The following is a 15626-nucleotide window of genomic DNA, read 5'->3' on the forward strand; positions in this document are numbered from 1 at the left end:
TCCTGTCGAACGCAACCTGAAAGGAGCTTCGACATGAACTGGGATATTATTGAAGGCAACTGGAAGCAGCTCAAAGGCGCCGCGAAAGAAAAGTGGGGCAAACTGACCGATGACGAGCTGGACCAGGCCGCGGGCAAGCGTGAAAAGCTGGTCGGCCTGGTGCAGGAACGTTACGGCGAGCGCAAGGACGCCGCCGAACGCGCGGTGGATGAATTTTTCCACAAATACATGTAACGCGACCGGGCGGCGCGGCGCTTACGCCGCGTCGCCCATTGCTTCGCGCCAGTGGCGCCGGCAGAGCGAGACATAGGACTCGTTTCCGCCGATCTGCACCTGGGCGCCGTCATGCAGGGCGGTGCCGTCGGGCCCCAGGCGCACCACCATGGTGGCCTTCTTGCCGCAATGGCAGATTGTGCGCACCTCGCGCATTTCGTCGGCCAGCGCCAGCAGCGCGGCAGAGCCGGGAAACAATTCACCGCGAAAATCGACGCGCAGCCCGTAGCACATGACCGGCACGTTCAGGCCGTCGACGGCGCGCGCCAGTTGCCAGACCTGATCGGGGGTCAGGAACTGCGCCTCGTCGACGAAGACGCAGGCGCAGGGGCCGTCCGCCAGCCGCGCCGCGATTCGTGCGAACAGATCGTCGGCCGCCCCGAAGGTTGCCGCCGGTTCGCCGATTCCAATGCGCGATGCGATCCGCCCCGCCCCGGCACGGTCATCCAGCCGGGCGGTCAGCAGCAAGCTTTGCATCCCGCGTTCGCGGTAATTATGGGACGCCTGCAAAAGCAGCGTCGATTTTCCCGCATTCATGGTGGAGTAGTTGAAATAGAGCTTTGCCATGCCCCGTTTATCCAGCCCCGCAAGGCGGGGATCAAGGGCTGTGCCGTCAAGATTTCCGGCATGTGGCGGAGAAGGCAAAAATCCCAGACCCGGGCGGCTTATCGGGGATGATACCCGGGTCTGGAACTCTTGAAAAAGGCCACCTTAAATGCACTGGGAAGGACTGACACCACTTGATCCGGTTGCCCGAACCATCGCCCCCAGAACGACGGCGCAGCCGCTCCCCACCCAAAACCGACGTAGGGGAAGCCGGTTACTCGTACTTGTCTCTGTTTCCAGAGACTGAAATGTATATGACAAATCCCATTTAGCGCAGTAATGGGAAAAGGATGCGGGGTTTCCCCGCATGCATGTCGGACGTTGAAACGCGAGCGGGAAAATATGGGCGGTATCGGAAGCTACCTGAAGAAGCATAGCGAAGCGCTGGTCAAGGATGTGGGGGTCGAAGCAGCCTGTGCGTTGACAGGGCGGTCCAAGGCGACGCTGGGGCGCTATTATTCAGATGCCGAGGAACATGCCGACAGATTCATGCCGGTCGATGCCGTGGCGGCACTGGAAGGGGCTGCGCGGTTCCCGCATGTCACCACCGCGCTGGCCGAGTTGCAGGGGATCACGCTGTCCTATGCACAGGAAAAGCGGAACTCCGAAAACAGCGGGGGGGTGAATGCCGACGTGGTGGCCCTGTCGCAGCGTTTCGCGATGCTGATGGCCGAATACAGCCAGTCGATCGAGGACGGGATCATCACCATCAACGAGGCCAAGCGGCTGCTGCGCGAAACCACTGCCCTTCAGTGCGTCTTGCTGGAGATGAAGCTGCATCTGGAGGAAGAGGCAACCTGACAGGGGCCTTCGTTTCCCAATAAAAAAAGGGCGTCCCGCGTGGGACGCCCTTTTTCTTACACTGCTTTCCGGCTCAGGCGGCCATGCGCTGACCCTTGCCGCCCCGGCCGCGCTGCGGACGCCGGCGCTGGGACTTTCCGGCGGGGCCGTTGCCCTTGCGCGCCGGCTTGCGCTCTTCGAACGGCGGCTGCCCCGAGGCGACGGGAATCGAGATGCCCATCACCTTTTCGATGCCGCGCAGATCGCCGACCTCTTCGGACGAGCAGAACGCAATCGCCATGCCATCGGCGCCGGCGCGCGCGGTGCGGCCGATGCGGTGGACATAGTTCTCGGGCACGTTGGGCAGATCGTAGTTGTAGACATGCGCCACACCCGGAATGTCGATGCCGCGTGCGGCCACATCGGTGGCTACCAGCACCTTGATCTTGCCGTCCCGGAAGGATTGCAGCGTCCGCTCGCGCTGGCCCTGGCTTTTGTTGCCGTGGATCGAGCCTGCGGCGAATCCCGCGGCCTCCAGCTGTTTCTTCAGACGCTCGCAGCCGTGCTTGGTGCGCCCGAAGACCAGCGCCAGTTCGCCGGGGTGGGTGGCCAGCAATTCTTTCAACTTTGCCGGTTTATTGGGCTGTTCGATGAAATGTACGCATTGCGTCACTTTATCGGCCGCTTTGCCCGGCGTGCTGACCTGCACCCGGATCGGGTGGTCCAGATAGGTCTGGGCCAGTTCGTTCATCTGCTTGTTCATCGTCGCCGAGAACAGCATCGTCTGACGCGGGGTGGCCAGCATCGCGGCGATTTTGCGCAGCGCATGGATAAAGCCCAGGTCCAGCATCTGGTCGGCCTCGTCCAGCACCAGGAACCGGGTTTGGTCCAGCGACACGGCGCGCCGCTCGATCAGGTCCAGCAGGCGTCCGGGGGTGGCGACAAGGATGTCGGTGCCACGGCCCAGTTGCTTGGTCTGCATGTGGATCGACGACCCGCCGACCACCTTGGCAATCTTCAGGTGGCTGCCCTTGACGAACCCATGCAGGTTGTCGGCGATCTGGTTCACCAGCTCGCGCGTGGGGGCCAGGATCAGGGCGCGCGCGGTTTTCGGCGCGGGGGCATGGCCCACTTCCATCAGTTGATGGATCAACGGCAGGCCGAAGGCCGCGGTCTTGCCGGTGCCGGTCTGGGCCAGGCCCATGATGTCGCGCCCGTCAAGGATGTGCGGAATGGCCTTCGCCTGGATCGGCGTCGGGTCGGTGAAGCCCTGGGCTTCGAGCGCTTGCAGAAGGCGCGGCGCAAGGCCGAGCATGGAAAAATCGGTCAATTCAGAACCTTTCAGGGGGCAGCCGCAGCCACCCGGTAACAGTTTTGCGCACACCCCGTGGGGCGGCGCAGCAGCATGGGTTGCGGCCAAGTCTCAGCTTACGGGCCGATTGCCCTGAAAGCTGCTGAACCGCCGGGACCCTGCGTGAAGTGGGAACCTGTTATCGGGGCATGTGCCCCTTGATCCGGCGCCAGAACGGGCTGCTCACGCGGCAGCAGGGCGACGGGTTGAGGGACAGATGCGTGTTCGGTGGGCAGAAGTCAAGGGCGGCGATTATTCCCAGTCCCCGGAAAACCCTTTTGGCACCAGCAGGATGTCGCGATCCAGATCGCGCACCGATTTGCGACCGCACAGCGCCATCGTGGTGTCCAGTTCCTTGTGGATCACCTCCAGCGCGCGGGTCACGCCAGCCTGGCCCATCGCGCCCAGCCCGTAAATATAGGCGCGGCCGATATAGGTGCCCTTGGCACCCATCGCCAGCGCCTTCAGCACGTCCTGGCCGGATCGGATGCCACTGTCGAGGTGGACCTCGACCTTGTCGCCCACCGCATCCAGAATCGACGGCAGCGCGCGGATCGCCGACAGCGCCCCGTCCAGTTGCCGCCCGCCATGGTTCGACACGATGATCGCGTCGGCGCCGACCTGAAGCGCCATCCTGGCGTCCTCAGCATCCACAATCCCCTTGAGGATCATCTTGCCGCCCCACTGGCGCTTGTAGTCCTTGACCTTGTCCCAGTCGAGCCGCGGATCGAACTGCTTGGCGGTCCAGTCGTTCAGCGACCGGGCATCGGCCACATCTGTGGCGTGACCCACGATATTGCCGAACTGGCGGCGTTTGGTGCCCAGCATCCCTATGCCCCAGCGCCATTTGGTGGCCAGATCCAGCATCGTCGGAAGGGTCAGCTTCGGCGGCGCGGTCAGACCGTTCTTCAGATCCTTGTGGCGCTGGCCCAGGATTTGCAGATCCAGCGTCAACACCATGGCCGAACAGTTCGCATCCTTTGCGCGCTGGATCAGACGGGCGACGTAATCTTCGTCGCGCATCACATAAAGCTGGAACCAGAATGGCGCGCCGGTGTGTTCGGCCACGTCTTCGATCGAGCAGATCGACATCGTGGACAGGGTGAAGGGCACGCCGAACTTTTCGGCCGCGCGGGCGGCCTTGATCTCGCCGTCGGCGCATTGCATCCCGGTCAGCCCGACCGGGGCCAGCGCCACCGGCATCGCCACATCCTGGCCGATCATCTGCGTCGCGGTCGAGCGCCCCTCCATATCCACGGCGACGCGCTGGCGCAGGTGGATTTTGTGAAAATCGGTGGTGTTTTCGCGAAAGGTCTGCTCGGTCCAACTGCCGGTTTCGGCATAGTCATAGAACATCCGGGGCGCGCGGCGCTGATAGATACGGCGCAGGTCTTCGATGCAGGTAATGACTGGCATGGGCAATCCTTTGCATTGGTAAAAAACAGTTACCAATGCGGGGTGCCGGTGGCAATGTCGCAGATCGGCGAAAAGGCTTGGCGCGCACGGGTTTATTGCGCAAGGATACCCTATGAACATTGTCGCGATGGGCCTTTTGGCAAGCCTTGGCGCCGGGCTGATGACCGGGGTGGGGGCGGTGCCCGTGTTGATGGGGCGCAGCGTGTCGCGCCGGATGAACGACTCGATGCTTGGCTTCGCGGCGGGGGTCATGCTGTCGGCGTCGTTCTTTTCGCTGATCCTGCCCGCGATCGAGGCGGCCGAGGGGCTGTACGGGTCCACGCCGATTGCCGCCTTGATCACGGCGGCGGGCATCGGGATGGGCGCGCTGGCGGTGGCGGTGCTGAACGAAACCCTGCCGCATCAGCATTTCATTGAGGGGCGCGAGGGCGCCGAGGCTGTCGCGCTGGCCAAGATCTGGCTTTTCGTGCTGGCGATCACGATTCACAATTTTCCCGAAGGCATGGCCGTCGGCGTCGGCTTTGGCGGCGGCAACGTGACCAACGGCATTTCGCTGGCCACCGGCATCGGGTTGCAGAACGTGCCCGAAGGGCTGGCCGTGGCGCTGGCGCTGCGCGGGCAGGGCTATACACGGCGCCGCTCTTTCCTGGTTGCGCTGGCCACCGGGCTGGTCGAGCCGGTGGGCGGGCTGCTGGGCGCGGCGGTGGTCGGCGTGTCGGTGGTCGTGCTGCCCTGGGGGCTGGGTTTCGCGGCCGGGGCGATGATCTATATCATCAGCCATGAAATCATTCCCGAAACCCACCGGCACGGGCATCAGAACGCCGCAACCACGGGGTTGGTGATCGGGTTGATTCTGATGATGGTGCTGGACGTGACGCTGGGATGACGTGTGCCGGACACGGGGCGCCCCGTGTCCGGCGTGGAGGTTGCGCGCTTTCCCGCGCATGCCCCTGAAAACGCGTTTCGAATTACACGCCCTGCGACGCTTTGGTCGTTGTTTTCAGAGCTTCTGGAAATTGTGACGTATTTGTAATATTCTTGCGATGGTGGGGCACGTGTTCAGCGTGTGTGGAGGAGTTAAGAGAAATGGGCAGTTTCTTGGTTGGGTTGGGCGTGGGCTCGGCCTTCATGGCTTTGTCGTTGGTACTGGGAGCACCGTTCTGGGTGGCCATCGCGGCCTATGTCGTCGCGGGAATGATTGGCACGATTGGGACCGCGGTTCTGTGCGCCCTGTCGAATTCGCCGCAGGGCTCGGATGGCGAGACCACATCCGCATCATACAGGTCGGTTCCTGCGCGCGGCTGAAGCCGCAATGCCGTGGCTCCGGCCACCCGCGCGGATTTTCGTGCGGGCGGGAAGTCAGAGCGCAAAAAAGGGGCTTGCAGGCCGTATTGCAGAGCGATAAACGGACCCCCGCTGCTGCTGTAGCTCAGAGGTAGAGCACTCCCTTGGTAAGGGAGAGGTCGAGAGTTCAATTCTCTCCAGCAGCACCATCCCCGTGAAATCACCGCCGCAGCCGGTCGGTTGCTATTCGCCAATGCTGCAACCGCTGGCTGGACGCGTTTTCACCACTGCGCTAGAGAAGGCGCATGGATAAGAAACCCCCGAAAGCAAAACCCGCGCAGACCACGGACAGCCGCGAAGAACGCCTGAAACAGGCGCTGAAGGCGAATCTGGCGCGGCGCAAGCAGCAGGCGCGGGCGCGCAAGGCTGTCGACGACCGGGATTGAGAGGCAGAGCAGATGGATTCTATTGTTGTCACGGGCGGCACGGCCCTCAATGGGGAAATCCCGATTGCCGGGGCCAAGAATGCCTGCCTGACGCTGATGCCGGCGACGTTGCTCAGCGAAGAGCCGCTGACGCTGACCAACGCGCCGCGGCTGTCGGATATCCGCACCATGACCACGCTGCTGCAATCGCTGGGGGCCGAGGTGTCGTCGTTGCAAAGCGGGCAGGTGCTGGCGCTGTCGTCGCATGACATCAACAACCACACCGCCGTTTACGATATCGTGCGCAAGATGCGGGCCTCGATCCTGGTGCTGGGGCCGATGCTGGCGCGCGACGGTCACGCGGTTGTGTCGCTGCCCGGCGGCTGCGCGATCGGCGCGCGGCCGGTCGATCTGCATCTCAAAGGGCTGGAGGCGCTGGGTGCGACGCTGGAACTGAAGGAAGGTTATGTCCATGCCGAGGCCCGCAGCGGGCTGAAGGGGGCGACGTTCGAATTTCCTTTCGTGTCGGTGGGCGCCACTGAAAACCTGCTGATGGCGGCGACGCTGGCCAAGGGCACCACAGTGCTGAAAAACGCCGCCCGCGAGCCGGAGATCGTCGATCTGGCGCGGTGTCTGCGCAAGATGGGCGCCCAGATCGCGGGCGAGGGCACAAGCACCATCACCATTCAGGGTGTCGACCGGCTGCATGGCGCGACCCATCCGGTCGTCACCGACCGGATCGAGCTGGGCACCTATATGCTGGCCCCGGCGATCACCGGCGGCTCGGTCGAATGTCTGGGCGGGCGGCTGGAACTGGTCGCGGCCTTCACCGAAAAGCTGGACGCGGCCGGGATTGCGGTCGAGGAAACCGAACGCGGGTTGAAAGTGACCCGCCGCAACGGCCGGGTGAATGCGGTGGACGTGGTGACCGAGCCGTTTCCGGGGTTCCCGACCGATCTGCAGGCGCAGATGATGGCGCTTTTGTGCACCGCCGAAGGCACCAGCGTGCTGGAAGAAAAGATTTTCGAGAACCGGTTCATGCACGCGCCCGAACTGATGCGCATGGGGGCGAAGATCGACGTGCATGGTGGCCATGCCACCGTGACCGGGGTCGACCGGCTGAAGGGCGCGCCGGTGATGGCAACCGATTTGCGGGCTTCGGTCTCGCTGATCCTGGCGGCACTGGCCGCCGAGGGCGAGACGGTGGTCAGCCGGGTGTATCATCTGGATCGCGGCTATGAGCGGGTCGAGGAAAAACTGGGCGCCTGTGGCGCGCGGATCGAACGGGTAAAGGTCGGATGAGCGAAGATGCACGGTTCGAAGACGGCGGTGCGCAGCCGCTTTCGCTGAAGGCGCTGGAAGCCGCCGATCTGGAGGTGATTTCCAGCCTGGTGCAGGATGCGGTCTTTCCGGTCACGGAAATGGCCTGGCGCCCGCGCGAGCGCCGCTTTGCGCTGCTGCTCAACCGTTTCCGGTGGGAGGATCGCGTGGATGCCGAGCGCCGCGGCCGTCCTTATGAACGCGTGCAATCCGTGCTGGCCTTCGATGATGTGGCCGGGGTTGCATCGCAGGGCGTGGATCGGGGCGAGACGGACATGATCCTGTCGCTTCTGTCGGTTGCGTTCGAGCCGGGCGAGGATGGCACCGGCCGGGTGGTTCTGACCCTGGCCGGGGACGGGGCGATCGCGCTGGATGTCGAATGTCTGGACGTCACGCTGAAGGATGTCACCCGGCCCTATCTTGCGCCATCGCGCAAGGTCCCGGTGCACGAATGATCACCCGGCGGCTTCTTCCCGGCGACGCCGGGCTGTGGCGCGACATCCGGCTGGAGGCGCTGCAAAACGATCCGCCGGCCTTTGCCACCCGGTACGAGGAAATCGCCGACAGGCCGCTGCCATTCTTTGCCGACATGCTGGAACAGGCGAATTATCACGCAGGTTTTGACGGCGGGCAGGCCACGGGGGTGATGGGCTGGGTCGCCGAGCCCCATATGGCGGCCCGCCACCGCGCGATGCTGATTTCGGTCTATATCCGCCCGGCCTGGCGCGGCACGGGGGCGGCGGGGCAGTTGCTGACCCATGTGCTGGCCGACGCCGCGCGCCACGGCATCCGGCAGATGGAACTGGGCGCGCGTGCCGGCGATCCGCGCGCGGTGGCGTTCTACAAACGGCACGGGTTTCGCCCGATGGGCACGATCCCCGATGCGTTCCACCACGATCGACAGTCGCATGACGAGCTTCTGATGTTCCAACGCCTGGACGCTTGAGACGCGCGCGCAGGCCGGATATGTGAAGGGCAAGGAGAGACCCATGCCCCAGTTTCTTGATACGACCGCCCCCGATTTCGCCGCCCGGTTCGACGCCCTGCTGGGCGCCAAGCGCGAGGACGCGCCGGATGTGGACGCAACGGTGGCGGCGATCATCGCCGATGTGCGGGCGCGCGGCGACGCCGCGGTGATCGAGCTGACCTCGAAATTCGACCGCCAGGATCTGACCTCCGAAACCCTGGCCTTTTCGCAAGCGGAGATCGCGGCCGAATGTGCCAAGGTCACGCCCGAGGATCGCGCCGCGCTGGAACTGGCGGCCGAACGTATCCGCGCCTACCACGTCCGCCAGATGCCCGAGGATCAAAGCTGGACCGACCCCGAAGGTGCCACGCTGGGCTGGCGCTGGACGCCGGTTTCGGCTGCGGGGCTTTATGTGCCGGGGGGGCTGGCCTCTTACCCGTCGTCGGTTCTGATGAATGCGATCCCGGCCAAGGTGGCTGGGGTCGGGCGGTTGGTGATCTGCGTACCGACGCCGGGCGGGGTGACCAACCCGCTGGTGCTGATGGCGGCGCGGCTGGCCGGTGTGGACGAGGTGTACCGCATCGGCGGCGCGCAGGCGATCGCGGCGCTGGCCTACGGCACCGATACCATTGTGCCGGTCGACAAGATCACCGGCCCCGGCAACGCCTATGTGGCGGCGGCCAAGCGCCGGGTCTTCGGCAAGGTCGGCATCGACATGATCGCCGGCCCGTCGGAAATTCTGGTGATTGCCGACAAGGAAAACGACCCCGACTGGATCGCCGTCGATCTGCTGAGCCAGGCCGAACATGACGAAAGCGCGCAGTCGATTCTGCTGACCGATGACGCCGGTTTTGGCCGCGCGGTGGCGGCGGCGGTGGAAAAGCGGCTGGAAACGCTGGAACGCCGTGCCATCGCCGGGGCCAGCTGGCGCGATTTCGGCGCCATCATCACCGTGCGCGATCTGGACGAGGCCGCGGCGCTGTCGAACCGGGTGGCGCCTGAACACCTTGAGCTTTGTGTGGACGGCGCCGAGGCGCTGGCCGAAAAGATCACCCATGCCGGGGCGATCTTTCTGGGGCAATGGACGCCAGAGGCGATCGGCGACTATATCGGCGGCCCGAACCATGTGCTGCCCACGGCGCGCTCGGCGCGGTTTTCCAGCGGGCTGTCGGTTCTCGATTTCCTCAAACGCACCACGCTGGCCCGGATGACCCCCGAAGCGCTGCGCGCCATCGGCCCCGCCGCCGAACGGCTGGCCATTTCCGAAAGCCTGGAAGCGCACGGCCTGTCCGTGCGCGCCCGTCTGGACCGCCTGAACGAGGGCATATCATGACCAACCGCCTGACCCGCGTCGACATCGACGACAGCGGCCTGCCGCCCCCCACGCCCGAGATCGAGCAGGAGCGCAAGGTCGCCATTTTCGATCTGCTTGAGGAGAACAGCTTTGGCCTGCCCGCGCGCGAGGATCGCGCCGTGCCCGCCGGGCCCTATCACCTGCATCTGGCGATCCGCGAAAAGCGGCTGGTCTTCGACGTGCAGACAGAGGCGGGCGAGGCCGTGGCCGAGTTCCACCTGTCGCTGGGCCCGTTCCGGCAGGTGGTGAAGGATTACTTTCAGATCTGCGAAAGCTATTTCGACGCGGTCAAGAAACTGCCCCCCTCCAAGATCGAGGCGATCGACATGGCCCGGCGCGGTATCCACAACGAAGGTGCCCGGGTGTTGCAGGAACGTCTGGACGGCAAGGCCGAACTGGACGCGGACACCGCCCGCCGCCTGTTCACCCTGATTTGCGTTCTGCATTTCGGGGGGTGATGGGTGGGGGAAAAGCAGCCCAGTTCTGTTCTGTTCTGCTGCGACCAAAACGCGGTGCGGTCCCCCATGGCCGAGGGGATCGCGAAAAAGCTGTATGGCCACCGCTTCTATCTGCAATCCGTCGGTGTGAAAAGCGATCTGGAAATCGACGGTTTCGCCGTCGCCGTCTGTGCCGAGATCGGTGTGCATCTGGAACGGCACCGGACCCGCTCGTTCGATGATTTGCAGGAATGGGGCGACGATCTGTCGAGTTTCGATCTGGTGATCGCACTGTCGCCCGCCAGCCAGCGCCGCGCGCTGGAACTGGCCCATTGCGCGCATCTGGATGTGGAATACTGGCCGATCCTCGACCCTACCGGCCTGGGCGAAACCCGCGAGGCCAAGCTGGATTCCTACCGCCAGGCCCGCGATCAGATCACCGCGCGGCTGATCGAACGGTTCGGCATCCCGCAACAGGTACAGGGCGCCCAGGGCTAGCCCGGCGGGCCGCGCTTTGGCCGAAACCGGCCCGGCCATATCGCCGCGTGACGCGGCTTTCGCCGATTTAGCCCTTGAAAAACAGTGAAACCGCGCGCATTTAAAGCCACGCTCGCAGTCTGGCGGGCAAAACCACGTAGGAGTGACCATGGCCAAGGAAGAAATGCTCGAATTTCCCGGTGTCGTAAAGGAACTCCTGCCGAATGCGACATTCCGGGTCGAGCTTGAAAACGGCCATGAGATCATCGCACATACGGCAGGAAAAATGCGCAAGAACCGTATCCGGGTTCTGGCAGGCGACAAAGTGCAGGTTGAAATGACCCCCTATGATCTGACCAAGGGTCGGATCAACTATCGCTTCAAGTAAGCGGTTTCTATGAAACTCGTTTTGGGTTCAGGCAGCCCGCGCCGGAAAGAGCTTCTGGCGCAGATCGGTGTTGTGCCCGACGATATCCGCGCGCCCGATATTGACGAGGATCCGCATAAGGACGAACTGCCGCGTCCCTATTGCGCGCGCATGGCTATTGAAAAGGCCCGCGCGGTGCGAGCAACTGACGATGAACTGGTTTTGTGCGCCGATACCACCGTGGCGCTGGGCCGCCGCATTCTGGGCAAGCCCCGCAATGCGGGCGAGGCGGCCGAGTTTTTGCTGGCCCTGGGCGGGCGGCGGCATTCTGTCATCACTGCCGTCGCGCTGCGTCTGGGCGAAAAGCTCTGGGAGCGCGACGTGGTGACGGCGGTCAAGTTCAAACGCCTGTCGGATGACGAATTGAACGCCTATCTTCAATCGAACGAATGGCACGGCAAGGCCGGCGGTTATGGCATTCAGGGCATGGCCGGGGCGTTCGTGCCCTGGATCAGCGGCTCTTTTTCCGCCGTCGTCGGGCTGCCACTGGCCGAGACCGCAACATTGCTGCAGGGGGCGGGGTATCCGCTGTATCGGGGGACGATATGAAGGGTCGCTCTGTCATTCTGGACGAGGTGAACGGGCGCCGCGCCGCCGCGCTGATGGTGGACGGGCGGTTGGACGATCTGCTGATCGATCCGCCCGACGACATCCCCGCGCCCGGCGCGATCTATCGCGCGGTGGTGGATCGCCAGATGAAGGGGCAGGGCGGGGTATTCCTGATCCTGCCGCAAGGCCGCGCCTTTCTGCGCCAGGCCAAGGGGCTTGCGCCGGGGCAGGCGCTGTTGGTGCAGGTCACCGGGTATGCCGAGCCCGGCAAGGCCGTGCCGGTCACGCCGAAACTGCTGTTCAAAAGCCGTTACGCCATCGTGACGCCCGACGCGCCGGGGCTGAACATCTCGCGCGCGATCCGCGACGATGACGAACGCGACCGCCTGCTGGAAATCGCGCATGAGGAAATGGACGGCGCACCCGAAGGGCTGGGCCTGATCCTGCGCTCGGCCTGCGCATTCATCGACGGCGCGGCGATTGCCGAAGACATCGCCGCGATGCGCGCGGTGGCCGAAGAGGTCATGGCCGATGCCACCGGCGGGGCGGAACTGTTGCTCGATGCGCCGGACGCGCATCTGCTGGCCTGGCGCGACTGGTCCGACCCCGACCCCGACGAGGTGATCGAAGGCGTGGGCGGCTTTGCCGATCACGGTGTGCTGGATGCAATCGACGCGGTGTTCAGGCCTGTGCCGCTGCCTGGCGGCGGCTCGATCTTCGTCGAACCCACCCGCGCGCTGATCGCGATCGACGTGAATACGGGCAACGACACCTCGCCCGCCGCCGGGCTGAAGGCCAACATGGCCGCCGCCCGCGATCTGCCGCGGCAGCTGCGGTTGCGCGGTCTGGGCGGACAGATTATCGTGGATTTCGCGCCGATGCCGATCCGCGATCGCCGGCAGTTGGAACAGGTGCTCAAGGCCGCCTTCCGCGCCGATCCGGTGGACACCACGCTGGCCGGCTGGACGCCCTTGGGCAATTACGAGATGCAGCGCAAGCGCGAGCGCCTGCCGCTGGAAAAAGGGGTCATCGCATGAACTGTCCGATCTGCGGCAATGAAAGCGACCGGAAATACCGCCCGTTCTGCTCCAGGCGCTGCGCGGACGTGGATTTGGGCAAGTGGCTGACCGGCGGCTACGCCGTACCCGCCGACGATCCGGAGGCCCTGGAACAGGCGGCGGCGGAACTGGCCAAACAGGCGCCCAAGCCGAACTGAGGGCGCCGGATCGGGGCTTTTTCCAATTGGGTTCGCGACAGAAAGCCCCCCTGCGAAAACCGCGCATTTTTCTGACGATCCCCTCTGGACACGGCCCGGCCCCGCGTCTAGAACATCGCGACCTGAACGGCGCGCCGTTCACCCATGCCCGGGTAGCTCAGGGGTAGAGCAGTGGATTGAAAATCCTCGTGTCGGTGGTTCGATTCCGCCCCCGGGCACCACTTTTACAAAATTAAATCAATGCCTTGCGCTGTTTGTCACTGTGCCGTTCCTCTGTGGCTTTCGGCTGGGGTAGCACTGGGGTATCATTTCAAAGCTATTCTTCCAGATTTCGCTTGAGACGCAAATTACTGCTTCGACGTGAAAGCCGCGAACCGAACCCCACAAGTAGGACACACCGCATCGAAGTTCCGTAGATCGCGCAGAACGGATTTGCTAAGGAGCGAAGGGAGCGGAATTTAGCCTCCCCGTTCCAAGAACAATAATGGTGCAATGGCTCTTGGCGCGTGTCATGGCGTTGTATAGCAAACGCCGTTTGTGCTCATCACTTCCGGTTACTGACTGTGGCCACAGGACGATCACTCTGTCGAACTCTCTGTTTTTTGCTCCGTGGATGGACATGGCCTTGACCTTCGCACTTTTCTTGAAGCCAAGGCGCGTATTGGTTCTGACTGCATCGGAGACAAAGGAAACCAGTTGATCTTTTTCGAACTCGCTTTGGCCTGTGATCCTATGCAGTCTCCGGACGCGCCGGTCTACTGATTTGACCGCTGGCACTGCCAAGTGATTGTCAAGCAAAGCACATACTTCATCGTATGAAGCTGAGTCTGGAAATCCTAACACTTCTGTCAGTTCGCCCGCAATGCTGATATCATTACCTTCCCAACTGACGGAATAAGCGTTGTGTGGCCATGGCCCTTGCTTTTCTGTGACCGTGTTAATTGCGCTCCGTATGATTGTGTTCTTCGAATCTGGCGTGAGGATTGCAACGTCATCAGAGCCAAGTCTCAATTGAAACGCCAAATTCCATGCGAGCAATCCTGAATTTTTGGCTGTGGCTGGAACTTCCAAGAGTTCAATACCTTCCGCGACCCAATGAACCCTATCAGTCTTCCCGATAGCTTCCTCATTTAATACGGCCCGAATGTCTTCACCTCTCCTCACTACCAAAGCGGCGGAAAGCAAACCCGTCTTATCCGTTCGGTGATTTTGGGTAAGGGAGTGAGAGGTTCCGAAGCCTTGTAATTGCTCGATGAAACCCGCTGCTTCTTGACCACCGCTCAAACACTGAAAACCGTCTGCGGCAACCACAGCCGCACAACACTCCATCAAACCAAGAATTATTCCCTGCCGATGAACATCGACGAGGTCTTGGGCCTCATCGACCAGCACCAAGGGATATGTTCTTGCCACCCAGCGACGAACCTCAGCATCTTTCAAGAGTTCACTGGCCAAGAAACAAGGCCCGTCAAAATGGTCTAGCTCCTCGGCCTGCTGCCGCATTTCGTCGGTCAGTTTGGCACTTCTTCGTTTGGCCAACGACTGAGCAAAAGAGTCAAAGGTGAGACAGTCAAATTTTCGTCTGAAAGACGCCTCGGCGTTCAGGCTAGAAGTGAGCCGCCGTCGCGCACCATTCATAAAGGTAAGTGCAAGCATACGTTGACCCTCACCCAACGCATCGTTCTCGATCAATTGCCGAGCATGAGCCACCATGCTGAAGGTCTTGCCCGACCCGGCCGGCCCTTCGAAGAAGTCAAATGTCATTGAGCGGCTCGAACCGGAAGGTCGGCATTGCAGCACCGTCTTCCGTCTCCCGAATGAAAAGTGGAGAACTCTGGACTGATGGGTCAAGCAGAGTGTCACAAAGTGCATTAAGTAGCTGGGCTGCCCGCTCGCGGCATGCGGATTCGCCCATCAGAATTGACGACGTGATTTCTTGTGTCGGGGCGTAGGACTTCCTACCTTCCAAGAAAGCAGAAAGCTCTGCCGCGCTACCGATTGCCGTGCCATTGGCTTCAACTAACTGGGGTAAAACTTGTGCAAGGTTTGCTTCCGCAATCCAAGTGATTACGTGCTCAATTTTCCAATCTGTTGGCCATATGATTGCCGCGCTAGGCGATGGATCAGCCTCATTCAATTCCGTTAGGTAGCCCCTTCCGGCTTGATCTCCGTCAACAAGGATTGCGCAATTTTGATGGACACGTCTGACCACTTCATGCGTCTCAGCGATCTTTGCGTCGTCTGTGGGCACGACCCCAACAAATGTCGAGAACTTCGATTGTTCACCTTCAGGCGAGTCCCAACTTTGCCTAAGTTCCAAAGCAGTTTGAAGCGCCTCTAGCCAAGCGACATCGCTGATACCTTCTGGTATCAGAACACGCTGATGCATCAGCGCGGCAATTAGCTTTTGTCGCCAAGCAAAAAAGAGGTGTTGCTTGTGATTGGTCGGACCTGCGGGTGCTGTCTTTGACAATGGAGAGACAGACATCTGTCCATCGTCGTTATTGACAAAATAAGTTGCTTCGACAGGGAACATCGCCGCAACTAGCGGTGAGTGTGTAGTGACAATAGTCTGATCACAGAGAGCGTTTAGCCGGTTGACGAGCCGCTTTTGTTGAGAAGGGGGAGTGTCATGAACTCTGTGTATCTGGTTTGGCCCATGCGGGTTTCAGATACGGTCACGCGTTGAAGCGCTCATCGAACATGATAGCGAACTGATTGCGGGCGGCAAACCATTCCCGGAC

General features: G+C 62.3%; 20 protein-coding genes and 2 tRNA genes. 17 read left to right on the forward strand and 5 right to left on the reverse strand.

Features of this window, described 5'->3' with window-relative positions; genetic code table 11:
• The first annotated feature begins 33 nt into the window (after positions 1-33).
• A complete protein-coding gene (locus ACSR1C_RS14000) occupies positions 34-234 on the forward strand; it encodes a CsbD family protein (RefSeq protein WP_460259910.1) in 201 nt (66 codons plus the stop codon).
• A gap of 21 nt (positions 235-255) precedes the next feature.
• Here ACSR1C_RS14000 and ACSR1C_RS14005 read toward each other — a convergent pair whose 3' ends face one another.
• Entirely contained in the window at positions 256-840 is a 585-nt protein-coding gene (locus tag ACSR1C_RS14005) for a thymidine kinase (RefSeq protein WP_460259909.1), read from the reverse strand.
• Positions 841-1221: 381 nt separating this feature from the next.
• Between ACSR1C_RS14005 and ACSR1C_RS14010 the strand changes: the two genes are divergently transcribed.
• Positions 1222-1680 carry a hypothetical protein gene (locus tag ACSR1C_RS14010; protein ID WP_460259908.1) on the forward strand — a complete coding sequence of 153 codons (459 nt, stop codon included), beginning with the start codon at positions 1222-1224 and terminating at the stop codon, positions 1678-1680.
• Positions 1681-1753: 73 nt separating this feature from the next.
• On the opposite strand, the gene ACSR1C_RS14015 is transcribed toward ACSR1C_RS14010, so the two are convergent.
• Positions 1754-2989 carry a DEAD/DEAH box helicase gene (locus ACSR1C_RS14015; protein WP_460259907.1) on the reverse strand — a complete coding sequence of 412 codons (1236 nt, stop codon included), beginning with the start codon at positions 2987-2989 and terminating at the stop codon, positions 1754-1756.
• Between the two features lie 273 nt (positions 2990-3262).
• A complete protein-coding gene (locus ACSR1C_RS14020) occupies positions 3263-4426 on the reverse strand; it encodes an alpha-hydroxy acid oxidase (RefSeq protein WP_460259906.1) in 1164 nt (387 codons plus the stop codon).
• A 112-nt stretch (positions 4427-4538) separates the two neighbouring features.
• Here ACSR1C_RS14020 and ACSR1C_RS14025 point away from each other — a divergent pair, with 112 nt between their 5' ends.
• The 15 genes from ACSR1C_RS14025 (at position 4539) to ACSR1C_RS14095 (ending at position 13103) form a co-directional block, all read left to right on the forward strand.
• On the forward strand, positions 4539-5312 hold the full coding sequence (locus ACSR1C_RS14025; protein WP_460259905.1) for a ZIP family metal transporter: 774 nt from the start codon (positions 4539-4541) through the stop codon (positions 5310-5312).
• Positions 5313-5512: 200 nt separating this feature from the next.
• Entirely contained in the window at positions 5513-5731 is a 219-nt protein-coding gene (locus ACSR1C_RS14030) for a hypothetical protein (protein ID WP_460259904.1), read from the forward strand.
• A gap of 113 nt (positions 5732-5844) precedes the next feature.
• Positions 5845-5919: transfer RNA gene (locus ACSR1C_RS14035), tRNA-Thr, on the forward strand.
• 96 nt (positions 5920-6015) lie between these two features.
• Positions 6016-6156 (forward strand): hypothetical protein, encoded by a 141-nt coding sequence (locus tag ACSR1C_RS14040; RefSeq protein ID WP_460259903.1) that lies wholly within the window; start codon positions 6016-6018, stop codon positions 6154-6156.
• Between the two features lie 12 nt (positions 6157-6168).
• Complete coding sequence (gene murA, locus ACSR1C_RS14045) at positions 6169-7437, forward strand: UDP-N-acetylglucosamine 1-carboxyvinyltransferase (RefSeq protein WP_460259902.1); 1269 nt, start codon at positions 6169-6171, stop codon at positions 7435-7437.
• On the forward strand, positions 7434-7910 hold the full coding sequence (locus ACSR1C_RS14050; protein WP_460259901.1) for a DUF2948 family protein: 477 nt from the start codon (positions 7434-7436) through the stop codon (positions 7908-7910). Before murA ends, ACSR1C_RS14050 begins: the two co-directional genes overlap by 4 nt.
• A complete protein-coding gene (locus tag ACSR1C_RS14055) occupies positions 7907-8401 on the forward strand; it encodes a GNAT family N-acetyltransferase (protein ID WP_460259900.1) in 495 nt (164 codons plus the stop codon). Before ACSR1C_RS14050 ends, ACSR1C_RS14055 begins: the two co-directional genes overlap by 4 nt.
• A gap of 43 nt (positions 8402-8444) precedes the next feature.
• Positions 8445-9755 (forward strand): histidinol dehydrogenase, encoded by a 1311-nt coding sequence (hisD, locus tag ACSR1C_RS14060; RefSeq protein ID WP_460259899.1) that lies wholly within the window; start codon positions 8445-8447, stop codon positions 9753-9755.
• Positions 9752-10234 (forward strand): UPF0262 family protein, encoded by a 483-nt coding sequence (locus ACSR1C_RS14065; RefSeq protein ID WP_460259898.1) that lies wholly within the window; start codon positions 9752-9754, stop codon positions 10232-10234. The genes hisD and ACSR1C_RS14065 overlap by 4 nt, the downstream gene beginning before the upstream one ends.
• A 3-nt stretch (positions 10235-10237) precedes the next feature.
• Entirely contained in the window at positions 10238-10711 is a 474-nt protein-coding gene (locus ACSR1C_RS14070; protein WP_460259897.1) for an arsenate-mycothiol transferase ArsC, read from the forward strand.
• A gap of 148 nt (positions 10712-10859) precedes the next feature.
• The gene (gene infA, locus ACSR1C_RS14075; protein ID WP_011455993.1) at positions 10860-11078 is read left to right on the forward strand and encodes a translation initiation factor IF-1; all 219 of its coding nucleotides are present in this window, start codon (positions 10860-10862) and stop codon (positions 11076-11078) included.
• A gap of 9 nt (positions 11079-11087) precedes the next feature.
• Positions 11088-11666: a Maf family protein gene (locus ACSR1C_RS14080; protein WP_460259896.1), complete on the forward strand. Its 579-nt coding sequence runs from the start codon at positions 11088-11090 to the stop codon at positions 11664-11666.
• Positions 11663-12703 carry a ribonuclease E/G gene (locus ACSR1C_RS14085; protein ID WP_460259895.1) on the forward strand — a complete coding sequence of 347 codons (1041 nt, stop codon included), beginning with the start codon at positions 11663-11665 and terminating at the stop codon, positions 12701-12703. The genes ACSR1C_RS14080 and ACSR1C_RS14085 overlap by 4 nt, the downstream gene beginning before the upstream one ends.
• Positions 12700-12882, forward strand: a complete 183-nt coding sequence (locus ACSR1C_RS14090; protein WP_460259894.1) for a DNA gyrase inhibitor YacG — start codon at positions 12700-12702, stop codon at positions 12880-12882. Before ACSR1C_RS14085 ends, ACSR1C_RS14090 begins: the two co-directional genes overlap by 4 nt.
• A gap of 146 nt (positions 12883-13028) precedes the next feature.
• A tRNA-Phe gene (locus tag ACSR1C_RS14095) sits at positions 13029-13103 on the forward strand.
• A gap of 214 nt (positions 13104-13317) precedes the next feature.
• Here the strand turns inward: ACSR1C_RS14095 and ACSR1C_RS14100 are convergent.
• Together ACSR1C_RS14100 and ACSR1C_RS14105 are read right to left on the reverse strand one after the other, a co-directional pair.
• Positions 13318-14646: an ATP-binding domain-containing protein gene (locus ACSR1C_RS14100; RefSeq protein WP_460259893.1), complete on the reverse strand. Its 1329-nt coding sequence runs from the start codon at positions 14644-14646 to the stop codon at positions 13318-13320.
• On the reverse strand, positions 14636-15418 hold the full coding sequence (locus tag ACSR1C_RS14105; protein ID WP_460259892.1) for a hypothetical protein: 783 nt from the start codon (positions 15416-15418) through the stop codon (positions 14636-14638). Before ACSR1C_RS14105 ends, ACSR1C_RS14100 begins: the two co-directional genes overlap by 11 nt.
• Between the last annotated feature and the right edge of the window lie 208 nt (positions 15419-15626).

The organism is Actibacterium sp. D185-2 (assembly GCF_054954595.1).